Genomic DNA, 15,470 nt, shown 5'->3' on the forward strand with positions numbered 1-15,470 from the left:
GCGACTATAAATCAGCTCTCTAAGGTCGCAGGAACACCAACGTGCTGGTCATTCTTGCCCTGAGCCTCCTGCTCGGCGGGAGTTTGCTCTGGGCCATCAAGTTCATCGCCCATCCCACCGCCAGGACATTGCTGCGCGTATTCGTCGGCTTATGCCTGGCGGCGGTCGTGGCCTACCTGGTGCTGGCTTCAGGGTTTCCCACCGCGTTACTGGTCTGAGCCTCCTCCTGGCCCTGGCGCAGACGCAAGGCCGCCAGCGCCGCTACCACCAATACCAGCGCGATGACTTTCAAGCCGTTCATCGCATTGCCGGTGCTCATCTCGATCACGCCCATCACCGACGGCCCGACAAACCCGCCCAACAATCCGCAGGCGTTGACGAAGCCCAAGCCGCCCGCCAGTGCCACGCCCTTGAGGCGTGAAGCCGGGTACAGAAAGATGATCGACTGCACCACAAAGAACATCACCGCCGACAGGCAAAAGCCCAGCAGGCTGAACACCGGCCCCGACATCGATGCGATGGCCAACCCCAGCGCCATGGTCAGCAGCCCGGTGACCAACAACCGCCGACAACGCCCCGGCGTCGTGGCAAATCGCGGGATCAGTACTGCGCCGAGGGCCGCCGCGATCCAAGGCAAGGAGGTCAGCAGGCCAACACTCATGGTGCTCAGTTCACCGTACTTGCTGATGATGCTCGGCAGGAAAAAGATCACGGTGTAGATGGTGATCTGATGGCAAAAGTACACAAAAATCGCCAGCAGGATTTGCGGGGTCAGCCAGTTTTTCAACGAGTGGCCCCCCTCGCCTGCGCCCTCTTCGGTTTCCAGCGCGATGCGCTGTTCGATCCCGCGCGCTTCCTCGGCCGACAGCCAGGGCGCCTTGCTCGGGCGGTCCGGCAACTTGCGCCAGACCACCCAGGCAAACGCCACGGCCGGCAAGCCTTCGAGCAGGAACATCCACTGCCAGCCATGCCAGCCGAGCATACCGTCCATGCGCATCAAGGCGGCGCCCACCGGGCCGCCGATGATGTTGGCAAAGCACACGCCGAGCAGGAAATAGCCGGTGGCGCGCGCCCGTTGTTCACGGTTGAACCAGTAGGTCAGGTACAGCATCACGCCCGGAAACAGACCGGCCTCGGCAATGCCCAGCAACAGGCGCAGCACGTAGAACGACGTCTCGCCTTGCACAAAGGCCATGGCCGCCGAGATCAGGCCCCAGGTCACCATGATCCGCGCGATCCAGAACCGCGCGCCGACCTTGTGCATGATCAGGTTGCTGGGGATTTCCGACAGCGCATACGTCAGGAAAAACAGCCCCGCGCCCAACCCGTACGCCGCGGCGGAAATGCCCAGGTCGACGTCCAGGTGATGCTTGGCCAGGGCGATGTTGGTGCGGTCCAGGAAGCTAAGGATGTAGGCGATGATCAGCAAGGGCATCAGCTTGACGAACATCAGTTTGTTCAACGCCTGCGGCTCGCGGGCGTGGGGGACGGTAGTCATCGGCAATTCCTCTTGGCGCCCCGCCAGCCAGGCTGGGGGGCGCATCGGTGTTGTTCTAGGAGTCGAGTTGCACAACCAGCGCCTGGGGGCGATGGGAAAACAGTTGCAGCAGTGCGCCGCCCAGGGCGCAGCCGGCCATCACGAAGAAGCACAGGGTGTAGCCGTGCAGCGTGGTCCAGCCGCCGCCCATGGCGATGATGCTGCCCATCAGCACCGGCGCCAGGCCGCCGCCGATGAACATCGCCGTCGTGATGATGCCGTTGGCGGTGGAGGTCGCCGACGACTCTGCCGAGTCGCAGGCCACCGCGTAGTAGATCGGCCACACTGCATTCGCCACCAGGCCGAACAGCAGTTGCACGACGATGATCAACGTCAGGGTGTTGGCGAAGTAGAACGCGCCGACACTCGCCGCCATCCACAGCCCGCAGATGATCAGGGTGGTGCGCCGGCCAATGATGTCCGACAGCGACGGCCACACCAGTTGCCCGAGGATGCCGGTGAGGGTGAACACCACGCTCATCCCCGCCGACTCGGCCAGCGATAATCCGGCGATGTTGTAGAGGTAGGCCGGCAGCACGATGTTCACGCCCATGTACACCACTTGAGTGAGCATCGTATTGCCCGCTGTCAGGGCGATATTGCGGTTGCGCAATGTGGCGACAAAGGTACGCCAGGCTTCGCCTTTCACCGAACTGGCCGGGGCGCTGTCCGGCGGGGTCATGCCTTTGGCGGCGATGTCGACGTACAACGCGGTGATGCGCTCGGCGGTGGAATAACGCGCCCAGAAGATCATCAGCGGCAACGCCACCACGAAGGCGAAGAAGAACACGTAGCGCCAGTTCTCCTCACCAAACACGGTGATGACGAAACTTGCGACGATACCGCTGAGCATCGCCCCAATCGGGTAGCCGGTGTGGTGCGCGCCCAAGGCAAAGCCGCGACGCTCCACCGGCCACCATTCGGCGGTATTGCTCACGCCCACCGGTTCACCCCAGCCGGCGCCGAGGTTGACGCCGACACGCAGGGCAATAAAAGTGGCGAGATTGCCGCTCAACGCCTTGAAGCCGGACAGGAACGAAATCGCGGTGTAGCCCAGCACCAGCGGCACCTGGAAGCGCGCACGTTTCCAGCCGCCACCGTAGCGGTCGCTCCACATCGACCCGGGAATATCCAGCAGCGCCAGGGCCAGCATGACCACCGTGGCCACGGTGCCCCATTGGTCGGCGGATAAATCGAAATGCTTGGAGATGGTCGGCCCCAGGCGCAGCACGATCTCACGGTCGTAGGCGTTGAGGATCCAGATCATCCAGCAGACCAGCAGCGACACCCAGGAATGCCGGTGAATGCTGCGCAGCGACGCTTTTTTTATAGTTGCCATGGGCCTCTCCAGGCGCGCAAGGGCGCGCACTGACACAAGGTTGCGAAGGAATATGCCTTGTCACACACACGCGCTAGCTGGCGAACCGTCGCTCGGCTATTCCTTGCACGCCCAACCCGGTAATGGCGAACAGCGCTCCGCGCTGCTGGCCGTCTGCCGGAAAACGCGGCAGCGGCGGCTTGGCCATGGAGGTCACAAACAGGGTGTCGAGATTCGGCCCGCCAAAGGTCAGGCTGGTGACCTTTTTCACCGGCATCTGGATGATGCGGTCGACGTGCCCGTCGGGGGTGTAGCGCACCAGTTTTCCGGCGTAGACCAGCGCCTGCCACAGGCAGCCTTCGGCATCCACGGTGCAGCCATCGGCAGCGCCCCCGCCGGAGGTGTCGACCTTGGCGAAGGTGCGACGATTGCTGACACTGCCGGTGGCCAGGTCGTAGTCATAGGCCCAGATCTCGCCGGACCAGGTGTCGCAGAAGTAGAAGGTGTCACCCGATGGGCTCCAGCACGGGCCGTTGGACACGATGATGCCTTCGTCCAGGGTGTGCAGGCTCAGGTCGGCGTCCAGGCGGTAAAGCTTGGCGCTGGCGTTGTCCTCCTGGGTGTCCATGGAGCCGAAGATGAAGCGGCCCTGGCGGTCGACCTTGCCGTCGTTGAGGCGGTTGTCGGGCAGGTGCGGTTCCGGGTCGATGACCAGGTTGAGCTCACCGCTGTTGAGGTCGAGGGTATGCACGCCGTTCTGCAGCACGACGATGGCCGACACGCCCTCGCGACGCAGGGCCATGGAGCCGATCTTCTGGCCCACCTCCCAGGCCCGCAGTTCGCGGCCATCGTCGGTGCAGCGCAGGATGCGGCCGTCGGCGCTGTCGATCCAATACAAGCGTTGTTGCTCGACGTCCCACACCGGGCCTTCGCCCAGGGTGGTCTTGACGTCGACAAGCACTTCGATACGCATGGTGATCCCCTTATTGTTGTTGTGCGGGATGCAGGCCGCGCCTTGACGCGGCGGTTTGTTGAGTTAGAAGTTGACCTGGTCGCGCCCCTTGAGCCCGAGGATTTCCCGCGCTTCATCCGGCGTAGCGACCCGATGGCCAAGCGCTTCGATCACGGTACGAATACGCCGGACCTGGTCGGCATTCGACGCCGCCAGTTTGCCCGGGCCATCCCACAGCGAATCTTCCAGGCCGACACGGGCGTTGCTGCCCATGGACAGGCCCATGGTCGCCAGCGGAATCTGCCCACGCCCGGCGCCAAGGATCGACCACACATAGTCGTCGCCAAACAGGCGGTCGGCGGTGCGGCGCATGTGCGCCAGGTCTTCCGGGTGGCCGCCGATACCGCCGCGCAGGCCGAACACCGACTGGATAAACAATGGCGGCTTGAGCAGGCCGCGCTCCAGGAAGTGTGCAGCGGTGTACAGGTGGCCGATGTCGTAGCACTCGATCTCAAAACGCGTGCGGTTCTCGGCGCACGAATTGAGGATGTGGGTGATGTCGCGGAAGGTGTTGCGGAATATCCGGTCGTCACTGTCCTCCAAATACGGCCGCTCCCAGTCGTGCTTGAACTCGGTAAAGCGGTTGAGCATTTCGTACAGGCCGAAGTTCATCGAGCCCATGTTCAGCGAGGCTAATTCCGGCTTGAACTGCATCACCGGCTGCAGGCGTTCTTCCACGCCCATGGTCGGAGCACCGCCGGTGGTGATGTTGATCACCACGTCGCTGGCGGCCTTGATGTGCGGCAGGAATTCGGCGAACAGCGCCGGGTCCTGGCTGGGACGGCCATCAATCGGATCGCGGGCATGCAGGTGGACAATCGCGGCGCCAGCCTCGGCGGCACCGATGGCGGCGTCGGCAATTTCCTGCGCAGTGATGGGCAGATGCGGCGACATCGACGGCGTATGAATCGCACCGGTGACGGCGCAGGTGATGATGACAGGACGATTTTTGGACATGACGAATCTCCGACTTTTATTCTTATGAAAAAAATCCTGGGTGCAGCGCGATGTGTTCTTCCGTGGCTTACAGGTACTCGACGTTACCGTCGACGCTGATCGCCTGGCCGGTCACGTTGCGTGCGGCGGGCGAACAGAGGAACAGCGCCATGGCTGCCACGTCTTCGGCGGTGACCATGCGCTTGAGGGAAATCTTGTTGAGGTATTCCTGGCGCATCTCGGCTTCGGGCACGCCGACCTGTTCGGCACGCGCGCGGATCACGCCGTCCATGCGCGGACCTTCGACGATGCCGGGCAGCAAGGCATTGACGCGGATGTCGCTCTCGCCCAGCTCCGAGGCCAGGGATTTCATCAGGCCGATAATCGCCCATTTGGTCGCCGCGTACGGCGTGCGCCACGCGTAGCCCAAGCGCCCCGCCACCGAGGCGATATGCAGCAGATGGCCGTGGGACGATTCCTTGAGCATCGGCACCGCGTGGTGGGCAAACCGGTACTGCGCGGTGAGATTGATGTCGATAGTGGCTTGCCACTCCGCGTCGCTGATCGCATCGATGCCGCCAGTGGGCCCGGCGATCCCGGCGTTGTTGACCAACACATCGAGGCCGCCGAAATGCTCGCGCTGCACCTGGAACACCGCTTCGATCTGTGCGGCATCGCTGACATCGGCACGGGTGGCAACCGTGCCCGGGTATTTGTCGCGAAACGCGGCCAGGGCCGGCTCGCTCACATCACACACATGCACCTGGGCACCGGCTTCCAGATACGCCGCTGCCAACACTTCACCGATGCCGGCAGCCCCGCCGGAAATCAACACACGTAACCCAGGATAGGGCTGCAGCCGTTGTAGGACACTCATGCACGTTTACCTCCTGAAGCAGACGACCGCGCACGGTCGTTCTTGACGAGCAGGCGCGCCAGGGAATCGGCGGCCTGCATGATGTCATCGGTCACCGCCGCGCGTGCACCCGCGCCATCACGGGCAGCCAGGGCTTCGACGATGCGCGTGTGCGCCTCCATCGAGCGTTGCAGGTGAGCTTTGTCCGGGGCGACCAGCGCGAAGCACGGGCCCATGTGCAGCCAGAAGTTTTCCACGGCGGCCATGGTCAACTCGGCCTGGGCCACGGCGTAGATGCGCCGGTGAAAGGCAAAGTTGGTCCACAGGTAGCGGGACACGTCGACTTCGTCGGCGGCGTGCTGCATTTGCTGGCACAGGTCGGTGATTTCATCGAGGTCGGCCTTCTGCAGGAGCAGCACGGCTTTTTCCGCCAGGAGCCCTTCGAGGGCGACCCGTGCATCGCGAATTTCCCGTAGGCGTTCGACCGTCATCAAGCGGACGCGCAGACGCGAGGTTTCGGTGACTTCAAAGGCGTTTTCGGCGCTGAGGCGCTGCAGGGCTTCACGCACCGGCATGGGGCTGGAACCGAGGGCTTCGGCGAGGCCGCGGATAGTGAGTTTCTGGCCGGGCTGGAAACGGCCACTCATCAAGGCTTCGCGGATCTGGCGATAGACCTGGTCTTGCAAGGTATCGCGGGACACCTGGCGCAGGGTGGGCAGGAGGAGCGGACCATCTGTCATGAGGCAAAACCTGTGTTGTCGTTCTTATGGCCTCAATATGTGATCACAAATCAAATATGTCAAATAGTTTCCTATCTTCGCGCAGCAGAAACGCAGGAGCCGGCTTGCCGGCGATGGCGATCTCGACTACGCCATCGCCGGCAAGCCGGCTCCTACAGTTGGTGTGCACTCAGGGTTTCAGCGGACGTTCCTGATCCCGCTCGGAAAGCTCCGTCCCATCATCGGGATGCTTCCAGGTTTGCGGTTTCTCTTCCTCCCGCCGTTGGGGTTGCTCGCGTTGCGGCTCATCTCGCCGTGTCTGTTGATCCGTCATTGCCACCTCCCATCCGTAAGAATTGGTCACGTCTTCAGCATAGAACAGCCGATGCGGTTTTGGCTTATAGCCGATTGATAGCCAATGAACATCAATCTATCCAAATTTGTCACTTATCATTTCTAAATGTGTCAGCCACTATTCCAAGTCTTAAGCGAAACAAGCACTTTAAAAAGAACGCTGGAGACACAAAACCATGACTAGCCCTACCCGGCCCGACTCTGCCCGTTCGAAAGTTGGTGCGGTATTCCGCGTTACTTCGGGCAACTTCCTCGAACAGTTCGACTTCTTTCTGTTCGGTTTCTACGCCACCTACATCGCTGCCGCGTTCTTCCCTGCCGCTAATGAGTTTGCGTCATTAATGATGACCTTCGCCGTGTTCGGCGCGGGCTTCCTGATGCGCCCGCTGGGCGCGATTATCTTGGGTGCCTACATCGATGACGTCGGTCGCCGCAAGGGGCTGATCGTGACGCTCTCGATCATGGCCAGCGGCACGTTGCTGATCGTGCTGGTGCCCGGTTATCACACCATTGGCCTCTGGGCACCTTTGCTGGTGCTGCTGGGCCGCCTGTTGCAGGGCTTCTCGGCCGGCGCGGAACTGGGCGGTGTGTCGGTGTACCTGTCCGAAATGGCCACCCCCGGCCGCAAAGGCTTCTACACCAGCTGGCAATCGGGCAGCCAACAGATCTCCATCGTGGTCGCCGCCGCGCTGGGTTATGGCCTGAACGTGTGGATGGAACCCGCCGTGGTAGCCGATTGGGGCTGGCGCATTCCGTTTGCCATCGGCTGTGTGATCATCCCGTTCATCTTTATCCTGCGGCGTAACCTGCAGGAAACCGAAGAGTTCGCCAACCGCAAGCATCGCCCGACCATGCGTGAAGTGCTGGCGACCCTGGTGAAGAACTGGACCGTGGTCATCGGCGGCATGCTGATGGTGGCCATGACCACCACCGCGTTCTACCTGATCACCGTGTACGCGCCGACCTTCGGCAAGACCGTGCTGCAACTGAGCACCTCGGATGCCCTGCTGGTGACCTTGCTGGTGGCGGTGTCGAACTTTGTCTGGCTGCCGATCGGCGGTACGTTGAGTGACCGCTTCGGTCGCAAGCCGGTACTGATCGCCATGACCGTGCTGACCGTTCTCACAGCTTACCCAGCGCTGTCCTACGTGGTGAACGCGCCAAGCTTCGCCCATATGCTGGAAACCCTGCTGTGGTTCTCCTTCCTCTACGGCATGTATAACGGTGCGATGATCCCGGCCCTGACCGAAATCATGCCGGTGGAAGTCCGCGTGGCGGGCTTCTCCCTGGCCTACAGCCTGGCGACCGCAATCTTCGGCGGCTTCACCCCGGCGATCTCCACCTGGTTTATTCACATCACCGAAGACAAGGCGTCGCCGGCCTACTGGATGATGTTCGCCGCACTGTGCGCGCTGTGCTCGACCCTCGCCTTGTATCGCCGCGCCAACGCTCGCGGGCAGGTGATGCAGGGAGCAGCGCAATGAAGGCACTGTTCAAGACCCTGACGGCCCTGGCCCTCGGCGCCCTGGCGCTGACGGCCCAGGCCGAACAGCTCAAGGTGATGACCTCTGGCGGCTTCACTGCCGCGTATAAACTGCTCGGCCCGCAGTACGCCAAGCAAAGCGGTGACAGCCTCGACACCATCCTCGGCCCGTCCATGGGCAAGGCGCCGGAAGCGATTCCCAACCGCCTGGCCCGTGGCGAACACGCCGACGTGGTGATCATGGTCGGCTACGCCCTGGATGAGCTGATCAAGCAGGGCAAGGTCGACCCGGCCTCCCGCGTGGAACTGGCAGACTCGCGCATCGGCCTGGTGGTGAAGGCCGGCGCGGCCAAGCCGGCTATCGGCACCGATGCCGAATTGAAGGCCGCCCTGAGCAATGCCAAGTCGGTGGCCTATTCGGACAGCGCCAGCGGTGTGTATGTCGAGAAAGAGCTGTTCAAGAAGCTCGGCATGCCCGCCAAGGGCACCATGATCGAACGCCTTCCGGTGGCCGAGCAGGTCGCCAAGGGTGACTACGAAGTGGGCTTGCAACAGGTGGCGGAATTGTTGCCGGTGCCAGGTGTGACCTACGTCGGCAAGATCCCGGAAGATGTGCAATCGGTAACGCGCTTTGCCGCCGGCATCCCGGTCAACGCCGAGCACCCGGCGCAGGCCAAGGCGCTGCTGCACTACCTGGCCTCGCCCGAGGCACAACCGGTGGTGCAATCCACCGGCCTGGACTCGGTGTCACGCTGAGCGAAACGGCATCTCCCGCACTAACCGCTCCAACTCCAGCGCCGCCGGCGGCAATGTCCGCCCGCGGCGTTTGATCAAGCCCACATTGCGCATCACCTGCGGTTCCACCAGGGGCACGCTCACCAAGATCGGGTGCTCCGTGGACGGCATCGCAATCGACGGCACCATCGCCACGCCCAACCCCGCCTCCACCAGCCCGATCATCGTGGTCACGTGGTGCGTCTCGCAGATACTCGGCTTTTTCACCCGCACGCCGCGCAAGGCCTGGTCCAACAGGAAGCGGTTGCCGGAGGTTTTGTCCACGGTGATGTAGTCGTGCTCATAGGCCTCGACCCAGGTCACGCTGTCGCGCTGGGCCAGCGGGTGGTCGCGGCGACAGGCCAGCACATAGCGCTCTTGCAGCAGCAGTTCGAACTCCACCTCATCAGCCAGGCTGCCGCTGAAACTCACGCCAAAATCCGCCTCGCCACTCTCCACCGCATTGCACACCTCGCCGGCACTGGCATCCAGCACCCGCAGCCGAATCTTCGGGTACAGCTTGTGGAATTCGGAGATCACGTGGGGCATGAAGTAATACGCGGTCGACGGCACGCAAGCGATGGTGACATTGCCCATGCGCGTGGACGCCACATTGCTGATGCCCATCAGGGCCACGTCGAGGTCATCAAGCATGCGCTCGACCTGGGGCAGGAACGCGCGGCCGACCATGGTCAGGCTGACGCGCCGGGTGGTGCGTTCGAACAGCTTCACGTCGAGGGCGGTCTCGAGCTTTTCGATCCGCCGGCTCAGGGCCGGTTGCGAGATGCGGATGGCCTCGGCGGCGCCGCGAAAACTGCCCTTGTCTACCACGGCGCGGAAGGCCTGGAGGTCGTTGAGGTCGAAGTTGATGATCACGGGAAAGAAGCCAGAGTGGTCGGGATGGTGGGCATTATGGTATGGGTGTTGAGGAGAGTCACTGGCCGATCAGAGGTATCAATCTATAGTTCCAGAGCGCAATCGTCGTTTCCCTGCGCCGGCTGCGAACGATTACGTCTGAAACAATTCTAAACAGATCAAATTAGTATAAATTGCGCGATTCGCATCGATGGCATTCATGGAGGTTACCCGTGGCAACTCTGCAAACGAACACTATTCAGGCACTGCAAGACAATCGCAGCGCCCTCCTTGCCGAATGGAATGCCAGCCTCGAGACTTCGGGGGCGACGCGCAACATCAAGGGCGACGACGTCAAACAGCAAACCCAGGAGTTCCTGAACCTGCTGGCGACTGCCCTGCAACAAGGCAGCTCGCAGAACACCGACCATGAAAACTGGGCAGAAACCCGTGTATTCCTGGAAAAACTGTCCCACAGTCGCGCCCTCGCCGGCCAGGACTCGCAGCAAACCGCCAGCTTCATCTTTGCCCTCAAAGGCCCGCTGTTTGCCCTGCTGCAGCGCGTGTACACCGAGCAACCGGCGCAGCTTGCCGAACAACTGCTGAAGATTTCCGAACTGCTCGACGCGCTGGGCATGCACACCATCCGCACCTTCCAGAAGTCCCGCGAGTCGGTGATCAAGCGCCAGCAGGAAGAACTGCTGGAGCTGTCCACGCCGGTGGTCAAGCTGTGGGATGGCGTACTGGCCCTGCCGATGATCGGCACGCTGGACTCGCAACGCACCCAAGTGGTGATGGAGTCGCTGCTGCAGCGCATCGTCGACACCGGTGCTGAAATCGCGATTATCGACATCACCGGCGTGCCGACCGTCGACACCCTGGTCGCCCAGCACCTGCTCAAAACCGTCACGGCCATCCGCCTGATGGGTGCCGACTGCATTATCAGCGGCGTGCGCCCGCAGATTGCCCAGACCATCGTGCACCTGGGCCTTGACCTGCAAGGCGTGGTCACCAAGGCCAACCTTGCCGATGCCCTGGCCCTCTCCCTCAAACGCCTAGGCGTCACTGTCACCAAGGCCGTCTGAGCATGGAACGCATCCCTATTTTGCAGATGGGCGAATTCCTGCTCGTGACCATCCAGGTGGACATGCACGACCAACTCGCGCTGACCTTGCAGGACGACCTGTCCGAGCGGATCAGCCGTACCTCGGCGCGGGGCGTACTCATCGATATCTCGGCGCTGGACATGGTCGACTCGTTCATCGGGCGCATGATCGGCACCATTTCGGGCCTGTCCCGCATCATGGACGCCCAGACCGTCCTGGTGGGCATGCAGCCAGCCGTGGCCATTACCCTGGTGGAACTGGGCATGACCCTGCCCGGCGTCGCCACCGCACTGAATGTGGAGCGCGGCATGAAACTGCTGCGTGACCGGGTAGAACACTCATGACCCAAGCCAGCAGTGGCACCCACCCGGTGCTGATCGAACAGGACGTCGTGCTGGCTCGACAATTGGTCCGCAAACTGGCCCAGGACTGCGGCATGCGCCTGATCGACCTGACCAAACTGGTCACGGCGGTCAGTGAGTTGGCGCGAAACACCGTGGTGTATGGCGGTGGTGGCTACATGGACTGGGCAGTGATCGAAAAAGACCACCGCCCCGGTGTCCGCCTGACATTTCGCGATGAAGGGCCGGGCATTCCCGACCTGAAGCTGGCGATGACCGACGGCTGGACATCCGGCAGCGGGCTCGGCCTGGGGCTCACCGGGGCCAAGCGTCTGGTGGATGAATTTGAACTGGACACCGAGCCAGGCAAGGGTACCCGCGTGACGATCACCCGATGGGCCTGAACATTCCCAGCGCCCTCACCACCGTGTTGTTGATTGAGGATTCCAGCCAGATCGGCCATGCCCGGCGCGTGGCGCAGCGTCTCGCCGAGCAATTGGGTTTCGACGAGACCGATGCCGGCCGCGTGGCCTTGGTGGCGACTGAATTGGCCAGCAATGTCCTCAAGCACGCCGACCATGGTGCATTGCACCTGCGCGCCACGGGAAACGGAGGCGTCGAACTGATTGCCATGGACCGTGGGCAAGGCTTTGATCTGGACAGTTGCCTGGTGGACGGTTTTTCCACCGGCGGCACCCAGGGTATCGGCCTGGGCGCTATATCACGCCTGGCCCAAGTGTTCGATGCGCACGCCGATCAGCGTGGCACGGCGATCCTGGCCAGGCTGTACCCACGCGGGTCGACGCCGAAAGACATTCGCTACGGGGTCAGCCAGCATTCGCTGCACGATGATCCACACTGCGGCGATGCCTGGCACTTGGCAATCGAACCCGGCCGCTTCAGCGTGATGATGGCCGACGGCCTTGGCCATGGCGAGCATGCAGAGCGCGCGGCCAGGGCCGGGGAAGACGTGTTCGCACGGTATGCCTTTGCGGATTCGACGGTGTTGATGAACGACATGCACATCGGCATGAACGGCACCCGAGGTGGCGCCATGGCCGTGGCCCAGTACGATGCCCATGCCGACAACCTGCGGTTCACCGGCGTCGGCAATATCGGCGCCAGCCTGATCGGGCCGGGCAAGTCGCGCGGCCTGGCGTCCCATCCGGGGATCGTCGGGGTGCAGTTTCGCAAGGCACAGCCCTTCGACTACGCTCAAGTGGCCGGCCAGTTGTTGATCCTGTACAGCGACGGCCTGAAATCACGCTGGAACCTGTCGGACTATCCGGGGCTTGTTCATCGCCATCCGGCCCTCATTGCCGCCATCCTGCACCGCGATTTTTGTCGCGGCCGGGATGACGTCACCGTCTTCGTGATTGCCCTGGAGGCCATTGATGGCTGACACCACCGCCTCGCTTACCGCTGAAATCCAACACCTTCGCCAGGAAGCGGATAATCTGCGCGCCGAATTGGACGAAACCAACCAGGGCGTGTTGGCGCTGTACGCCGAGCTGGATATGCAGGCCGATCAGTTGCGCCAGGCGTCGGACCTGAAAAGCCGCTTCCTGTCCTATATGAGCCATGAGTTCCGCACGCCGCTGGGCTCGATCCTGAGCATCACCAGCCTGCTGGCCGATGAGCTGGATGGCCCGTTGAGCCCGGAACAGCACACCCAGGTCGGTTTCATCCGCAGCTCGGCCCGCGAACTGCGCGAGATGGTCGACGACCTGCTGGACCTGGCGAAGATCGAAGCCGGGCGTATCACCATCTCCCCGGCCTGGTTCGATATGTTCGACCTGTTCTCGGCACTGCGCGGGATGTTCCGGCCGATTGTGGATGCATCGTCCGTCGACCTGATCTTCGAAGAGCCATCCGGCCTGCCCAAGCTCTATACCGATGACAAGAAGCTGGCGCAGATCCTGCGCAACTTTATCTCCAATGCCTTGAAGTTCACGGTGCAGGGCGAAGTGCGCGTGTCGGCGCGCATGGAGAGTGACCACGAAATCCGCTTTGCCGTACAGGACACAGGCCTGGGCATACCGGGCGAGCTGCATAACAACCTGTTCGAAGATTTTTCCCAGATCGATTCACCGTTGCAAAAACGCCTGCGCGGCACCGGCCTCGGTCTGTCCCTGTGCAAGCGTTTCGCCGAGCTGCTGGGCGGTCGCGTGGGCGTGGAAAGCACACCCGGCGTGGGCTCGCTGTTCTTTGTGATCATTCCCCTGTCCATCGCCAGCGAGAACGTCAATGAAACGTGACATTCAACTCTTGATCGTGGACGACAACGCCGCCACGCGCTACGCCCTGCGTCGGCGCCTGGAGCGCCATGATTACGCGGTGCTCGAAGCCGGCACGGGCCAGGACGGACTGGACCTGATCGCGAAGGAAAAGATTGATGCACTGATCCTCGACGTCAACCTACCGGACATGAGCGGCTTCGATATCGTGCGGCGCTTGCGCAGCGATCCGGCCACGGCGTTGCTGCCGGTGGTGCACGTGTCGGCCGCGTCGATCGAGACCGGTGACATCATCACCGGCCTCAACGCCGGTGCCGACGCCTACCTGATCCATCCGGTCGACCCTGACGTCTTGCTGGCGACCCTGCGCACCTTGCTGCGTGTGCGCGACACCGAATACGCCCTGCGTGAAAGCGAGGCGCGCTTTCGAGAGATCTTCTTCAATATCAGCGCGCCGATCGCGGTGATGGATGCACAGCTCAAAGTGCACGAATGCAACCACGCGTTCGCCCAACTGATCCACGACAACCTCAACCCGGATGCCCTGCTCGAATGCTTCGCAGACGGCCAGCACGCGGTCATCCACGAACTGTGCCTGCGCCTGACAGCCGGTGAACGCTGGAAGGGCACGCTGCAGATGAAGGTCGATGGCCAACTGCGCGAGACCGAATGGCAGATTTCACCCTATCGCCGTGCCGAACTGAGCCTGGTGTTTGTCGAAGATGTCACCGAACATCGCCACCGCGAACGCCACCAACAGGCCGAGCTGGCCAATGCCGCCAGCCAGTTGGCACGTACCGAAGCGCAACTGCTCCAGGCCCAGAAAATGGATGCCCTGGGTAAACTGACCGGCGGTATCGCCCATGACTTCAACAACCTGCTGACCGGGATCATCACCAGCCTGGAACTGATCAAGAAGCGCATCGTAAGCAACCGTACCGACAAGGTCCTGGGTTACGCCGACGCAGCACTCAGTTCAGCCCTGAGTGCCGCCGGCCTCACCAACCGTTTGCTCGCCTTCGCCCGCCAGCAGCCGCTGGACACCCGGCCAATCGATATCAATGCGCATATTCGCTCCCTGGAAGAGTTGCTGGTGCGCACCATCGGTGAACACATCGCCTTGAAACTGGAGCTGACCAACAACCCCGCCGTGGCGATGGTGGACCCGATCCAACTGGAAAGCGCGGTGCTGAACCTGGTGATCAACGCGCGGGACGCCCTGCCCCAGGGTGGCATTGTGTGGGTCACGACCTACCAGGCGTTTTCCAACGGCAACCTCAAGCTGGAAAACGGCCCCTACATCGCCCTGTCGGTCAGGGATAACGGCGTGGGCATCGAGCACAGCGTGATCGACAAGGTGTTCGACCCGTTCTTCACCACCAAACCAGTGGGCCAGGGCACCGGCCTGGGCCTGTCGACCATCTACGGGTTTGCCCGCCAGTCCGGCGGTGATGCGCAGATCCGCAGCGTCACCCGCCAGGGCACCGAGGTGACCATCATGCTCCCCGCCGCCGCTGGCCCCGCCGCCGCGACCACCAAGACATTGGCAGTGCCGGGTAACAGCAAGGGTGAACACATTCTGATCGTCGAAGACATGCCCTCGGTGCGCAGCTTCGTGGCTGAGGTGCTGGTCGATGCAGGTTACCGCTGCAGCCTGGCAGCGGACGGTGACGAAGCACTGGCCGTCCTGCAGGCCGACCCGAGCATCAACCTGCTGCTCACCGATGTCGGCCTGCCGTACATGACTGGCCGCGAGCTGGCCGACCATGCACGCGCCCTGCGCCCCAACCTGCCCATTCTGTTCATGACCGGCTACGCCGAGAACGCGGCGAACCGACAGAACTTCCTGGGTGAGGGCATGGACTTGATCACCAAGCCGTTTCACATCGATGAGTTGCTGGAAAAACTCAGGCAAGGTCTGGAGACCCAGGGCTAGGCACTG

The 15,470-nt window shown here is 62.5% G+C and carries 16 protein-coding genes; 9 read left to right on the top strand and 7 right to left on the bottom strand.

The window, feature by feature from the left end:
* The first annotated feature begins 41 nt into the window (after nt 1-41).
* Nucleotides 42-218 carry a hypothetical protein gene (locus AC0IYN_RS02845; RefSeq protein ID WP_458376528.1) on the top strand — a complete coding sequence of 59 codons (177 nt, stop codon included), beginning with the start codon at nt 42-44 and terminating at the stop codon, nt 216-218.
* On the opposite strand, the gene AC0IYN_RS02850 is transcribed toward AC0IYN_RS02845, so the two are convergent.
* From AC0IYN_RS02850 to AC0IYN_RS02875, 6 genes are all read right to left on the bottom strand, one after another.
* A complete protein-coding gene (locus AC0IYN_RS02850; protein WP_471840475.1) occupies nt 173-1,498 on the bottom strand; it encodes an MFS transporter in 1,326 nt (441 codons plus the stop codon). The genes AC0IYN_RS02845 and AC0IYN_RS02850 overlap by 46 nt on opposite strands.
* Before the next feature lie 55 nt (nt 1,499-1,553).
* Nucleotides 1,554-2,876: an MFS transporter gene (locus AC0IYN_RS02855; protein WP_457249152.1), complete on the bottom strand. Its 1,323-nt coding sequence runs from the start codon at nt 2,874-2,876 to the stop codon at nt 1,554-1,556.
* Nucleotides 2,877-2,949: 73 nt separating this feature from the next.
* Complete coding sequence (locus tag AC0IYN_RS02860; protein WP_471840476.1) at nt 2,950-3,828, bottom strand: SMP-30/gluconolactonase/LRE family protein; 879 nt, start codon at nt 3,826-3,828, stop codon at nt 2,950-2,952.
* A gap of 63 nt (nt 3,829-3,891) precedes the next feature.
* On the bottom strand, nt 3,892-4,824 hold the full coding sequence (gene kce, locus AC0IYN_RS02865; RefSeq protein WP_099492551.1) for a 3,5-dioxohexanoate:acetyl-CoA acetone transferase: 933 nt from the start codon (nt 4,822-4,824) through the stop codon (nt 3,892-3,894).
* A gap of 67 nt (nt 4,825-4,891) precedes the next feature.
* Complete coding sequence (locus tag AC0IYN_RS02870) at nt 4,892-5,680, bottom strand: SDR family oxidoreductase (protein ID WP_457267936.1); 789 nt, start codon at nt 5,678-5,680, stop codon at nt 4,892-4,894.
* Nucleotides 5,677-6,399: a GntR family transcriptional regulator gene (locus AC0IYN_RS02875; protein WP_078047374.1), complete on the bottom strand. Its 723-nt coding sequence runs from the start codon at nt 6,397-6,399 to the stop codon at nt 5,677-5,679. Before AC0IYN_RS02875 ends, AC0IYN_RS02870 begins: the two co-directional genes overlap by 4 nt.
* 509 nt (nt 6,400-6,908) lie before the next feature.
* On the opposite strand from AC0IYN_RS02875, the gene tcuC reads away from it, so the two are divergent.
* The gene (gene tcuC, locus AC0IYN_RS02880) at nt 6,909-8,216 is read left to right on the top strand and encodes an MFS transporter (RefSeq protein ID WP_406598131.1); all 1,308 of its coding nucleotides are present in this window, start codon (nt 6,909-6,911) and stop codon (nt 8,214-8,216) included.
* Complete coding sequence (locus AC0IYN_RS02885; protein ID WP_406598130.1) at nt 8,213-8,971, top strand: substrate-binding domain-containing protein; 759 nt, start codon at nt 8,213-8,215, stop codon at nt 8,969-8,971. Before tcuC ends, AC0IYN_RS02885 begins: the two co-directional genes overlap by 4 nt.
* Here the strand turns inward: AC0IYN_RS02885 and AC0IYN_RS02890 are convergent.
* Nucleotides 8,963-9,865 (bottom strand): LysR family transcriptional regulator, encoded by a 903-nt coding sequence (locus tag AC0IYN_RS02890; protein ID WP_078047370.1) that lies wholly within the window; start codon nt 9,863-9,865, stop codon nt 8,963-8,965. The two genes, AC0IYN_RS02885 and AC0IYN_RS02890, sit on opposite strands and share 9 nt — an antisense overlap.
* Before the next feature lie 212 nt (nt 9,866-10,077).
* On the opposite strand from AC0IYN_RS02890, the gene AC0IYN_RS02895 reads away from it, so the two are divergent.
* The 6 genes from AC0IYN_RS02895 to AC0IYN_RS02920 are packed head-to-tail and all read left to right on the top strand — an operon-like array spanning nt 10,078 to nt 15,464.
* A complete protein-coding gene (locus tag AC0IYN_RS02895; RefSeq protein WP_406598129.1) occupies nt 10,078-10,929 on the top strand; it encodes an STAS domain-containing protein in 852 nt (283 codons plus the stop codon).
* Nucleotides 10,930-10,931: 2 nt separating this feature from the next.
* On the top strand, nt 10,932-11,294 hold the full coding sequence (locus AC0IYN_RS02900; RefSeq protein ID WP_017254285.1) for an STAS domain-containing protein: 363 nt from the start codon (nt 10,932-10,934) through the stop codon (nt 11,292-11,294).
* On the top strand, nt 11,291-11,695 hold the full coding sequence (locus AC0IYN_RS02905) for an ATP-binding protein (RefSeq protein ID WP_406598128.1): 405 nt from the start codon (nt 11,291-11,293) through the stop codon (nt 11,693-11,695). Before AC0IYN_RS02900 ends, AC0IYN_RS02905 begins: the two co-directional genes overlap by 4 nt.
* Nucleotides 11,686-12,693 carry an ATP-binding protein gene (locus AC0IYN_RS02910; RefSeq protein WP_471840479.1) on the top strand — a complete coding sequence of 336 codons (1,008 nt, stop codon included), beginning with the start codon at nt 11,686-11,688 and terminating at the stop codon, nt 12,691-12,693. Before AC0IYN_RS02905 ends, AC0IYN_RS02910 begins: the two co-directional genes overlap by 10 nt.
* Complete coding sequence (locus AC0IYN_RS02915; protein ID WP_406598126.1) at nt 12,686-13,549, top strand: sensor histidine kinase; 864 nt, start codon at nt 12,686-12,688, stop codon at nt 13,547-13,549. Before AC0IYN_RS02910 ends, AC0IYN_RS02915 begins: the two co-directional genes overlap by 8 nt.
* On the top strand, nt 13,539-15,464 hold the full coding sequence (locus tag AC0IYN_RS02920; RefSeq protein ID WP_406598125.1) for a response regulator: 1,926 nt from the start codon (nt 13,539-13,541) through the stop codon (nt 15,462-15,464). The genes AC0IYN_RS02915 and AC0IYN_RS02920 overlap by 11 nt, the downstream gene beginning before the upstream one ends.
* Nucleotides 15,465-15,470 lie beyond the last annotated feature (6 nt).

This window comes from Pseudomonas sp. AC112 (assembly GCF_979253545.1).

What these genes read in the sequence shown, in the direction of transcription:
- AC0IYN_RS02905 (WP_406598128.1), top strand. Translation starts at nt 11,291, where the DNA reads ATGACCCAAGCCAGCAGTGGCACCCACCCGGTGCTGATCGAACAGGAC.
- AC0IYN_RS02875 (WP_078047374.1), bottom strand. Translation starts at nt 6,399, where the DNA reads ATGACAGATGGTCCGCTCCTCCTGCCCACCCTGCGCCAGGTGTCCCGC.
- AC0IYN_RS02915 (WP_406598126.1), top strand. Translation starts at nt 12,686, where the DNA reads ATGGCTGACACCACCGCCTCGCTTACCGCTGAAATCCAACACCTTCGC.
- AC0IYN_RS02920 (WP_406598125.1), top strand. Translation starts at nt 13,539, where the DNA reads ATGAAACGTGACATTCAACTCTTGATCGTGGACGACAACGCCGCCACG.
- AC0IYN_RS02910 (WP_471840479.1), top strand. Translation starts at nt 11,686, where the DNA reads ATGGGCCTGAACATTCCCAGCGCCCTCACCACCGTGTTGTTGATTGAG.
- AC0IYN_RS02850 (WP_471840475.1), bottom strand. Translation starts at nt 1,498, where the DNA reads ATGACTACCGTCCCCCACGCCCGCGAGCCGCAGGCGTTGAACAAACTG.
- AC0IYN_RS02885 (WP_406598130.1), top strand. Translation starts at nt 8,213, where the DNA reads ATGAAGGCACTGTTCAAGACCCTGACGGCCCTGGCCCTCGGCGCCCTG.
- AC0IYN_RS02860 (WP_471840476.1), bottom strand. Translation starts at nt 3,828, where the DNA reads ATGCGTATCGAAGTGCTTGTCGACGTCAAGACCACCCTGGGCGAAGGC.
- AC0IYN_RS02855 (WP_457249152.1), bottom strand. Translation starts at nt 2,876, where the DNA reads ATGGCAACTATAAAAAAAGCGTCGCTGCGCAGCATTCACCGGCATTCC.
- tcuC (WP_406598131.1), top strand. Translation starts at nt 6,909, where the DNA reads ATGACTAGCCCTACCCGGCCCGACTCTGCCCGTTCGAAAGTTGGTGCG.
- AC0IYN_RS02870 (WP_457267936.1), bottom strand. Translation starts at nt 5,680, where the DNA reads ATGAGTGTCCTACAACGGCTGCAGCCCTATCCTGGGTTACGTGTGTTG.
- AC0IYN_RS02900 (WP_017254285.1), top strand. Translation starts at nt 10,932, where the DNA reads ATGGAACGCATCCCTATTTTGCAGATGGGCGAATTCCTGCTCGTGACC.
- kce (WP_099492551.1), bottom strand. Translation starts at nt 4,824, where the DNA reads ATGTCCAAAAATCGTCCTGTCATCATCACCTGCGCCGTCACCGGTGCG.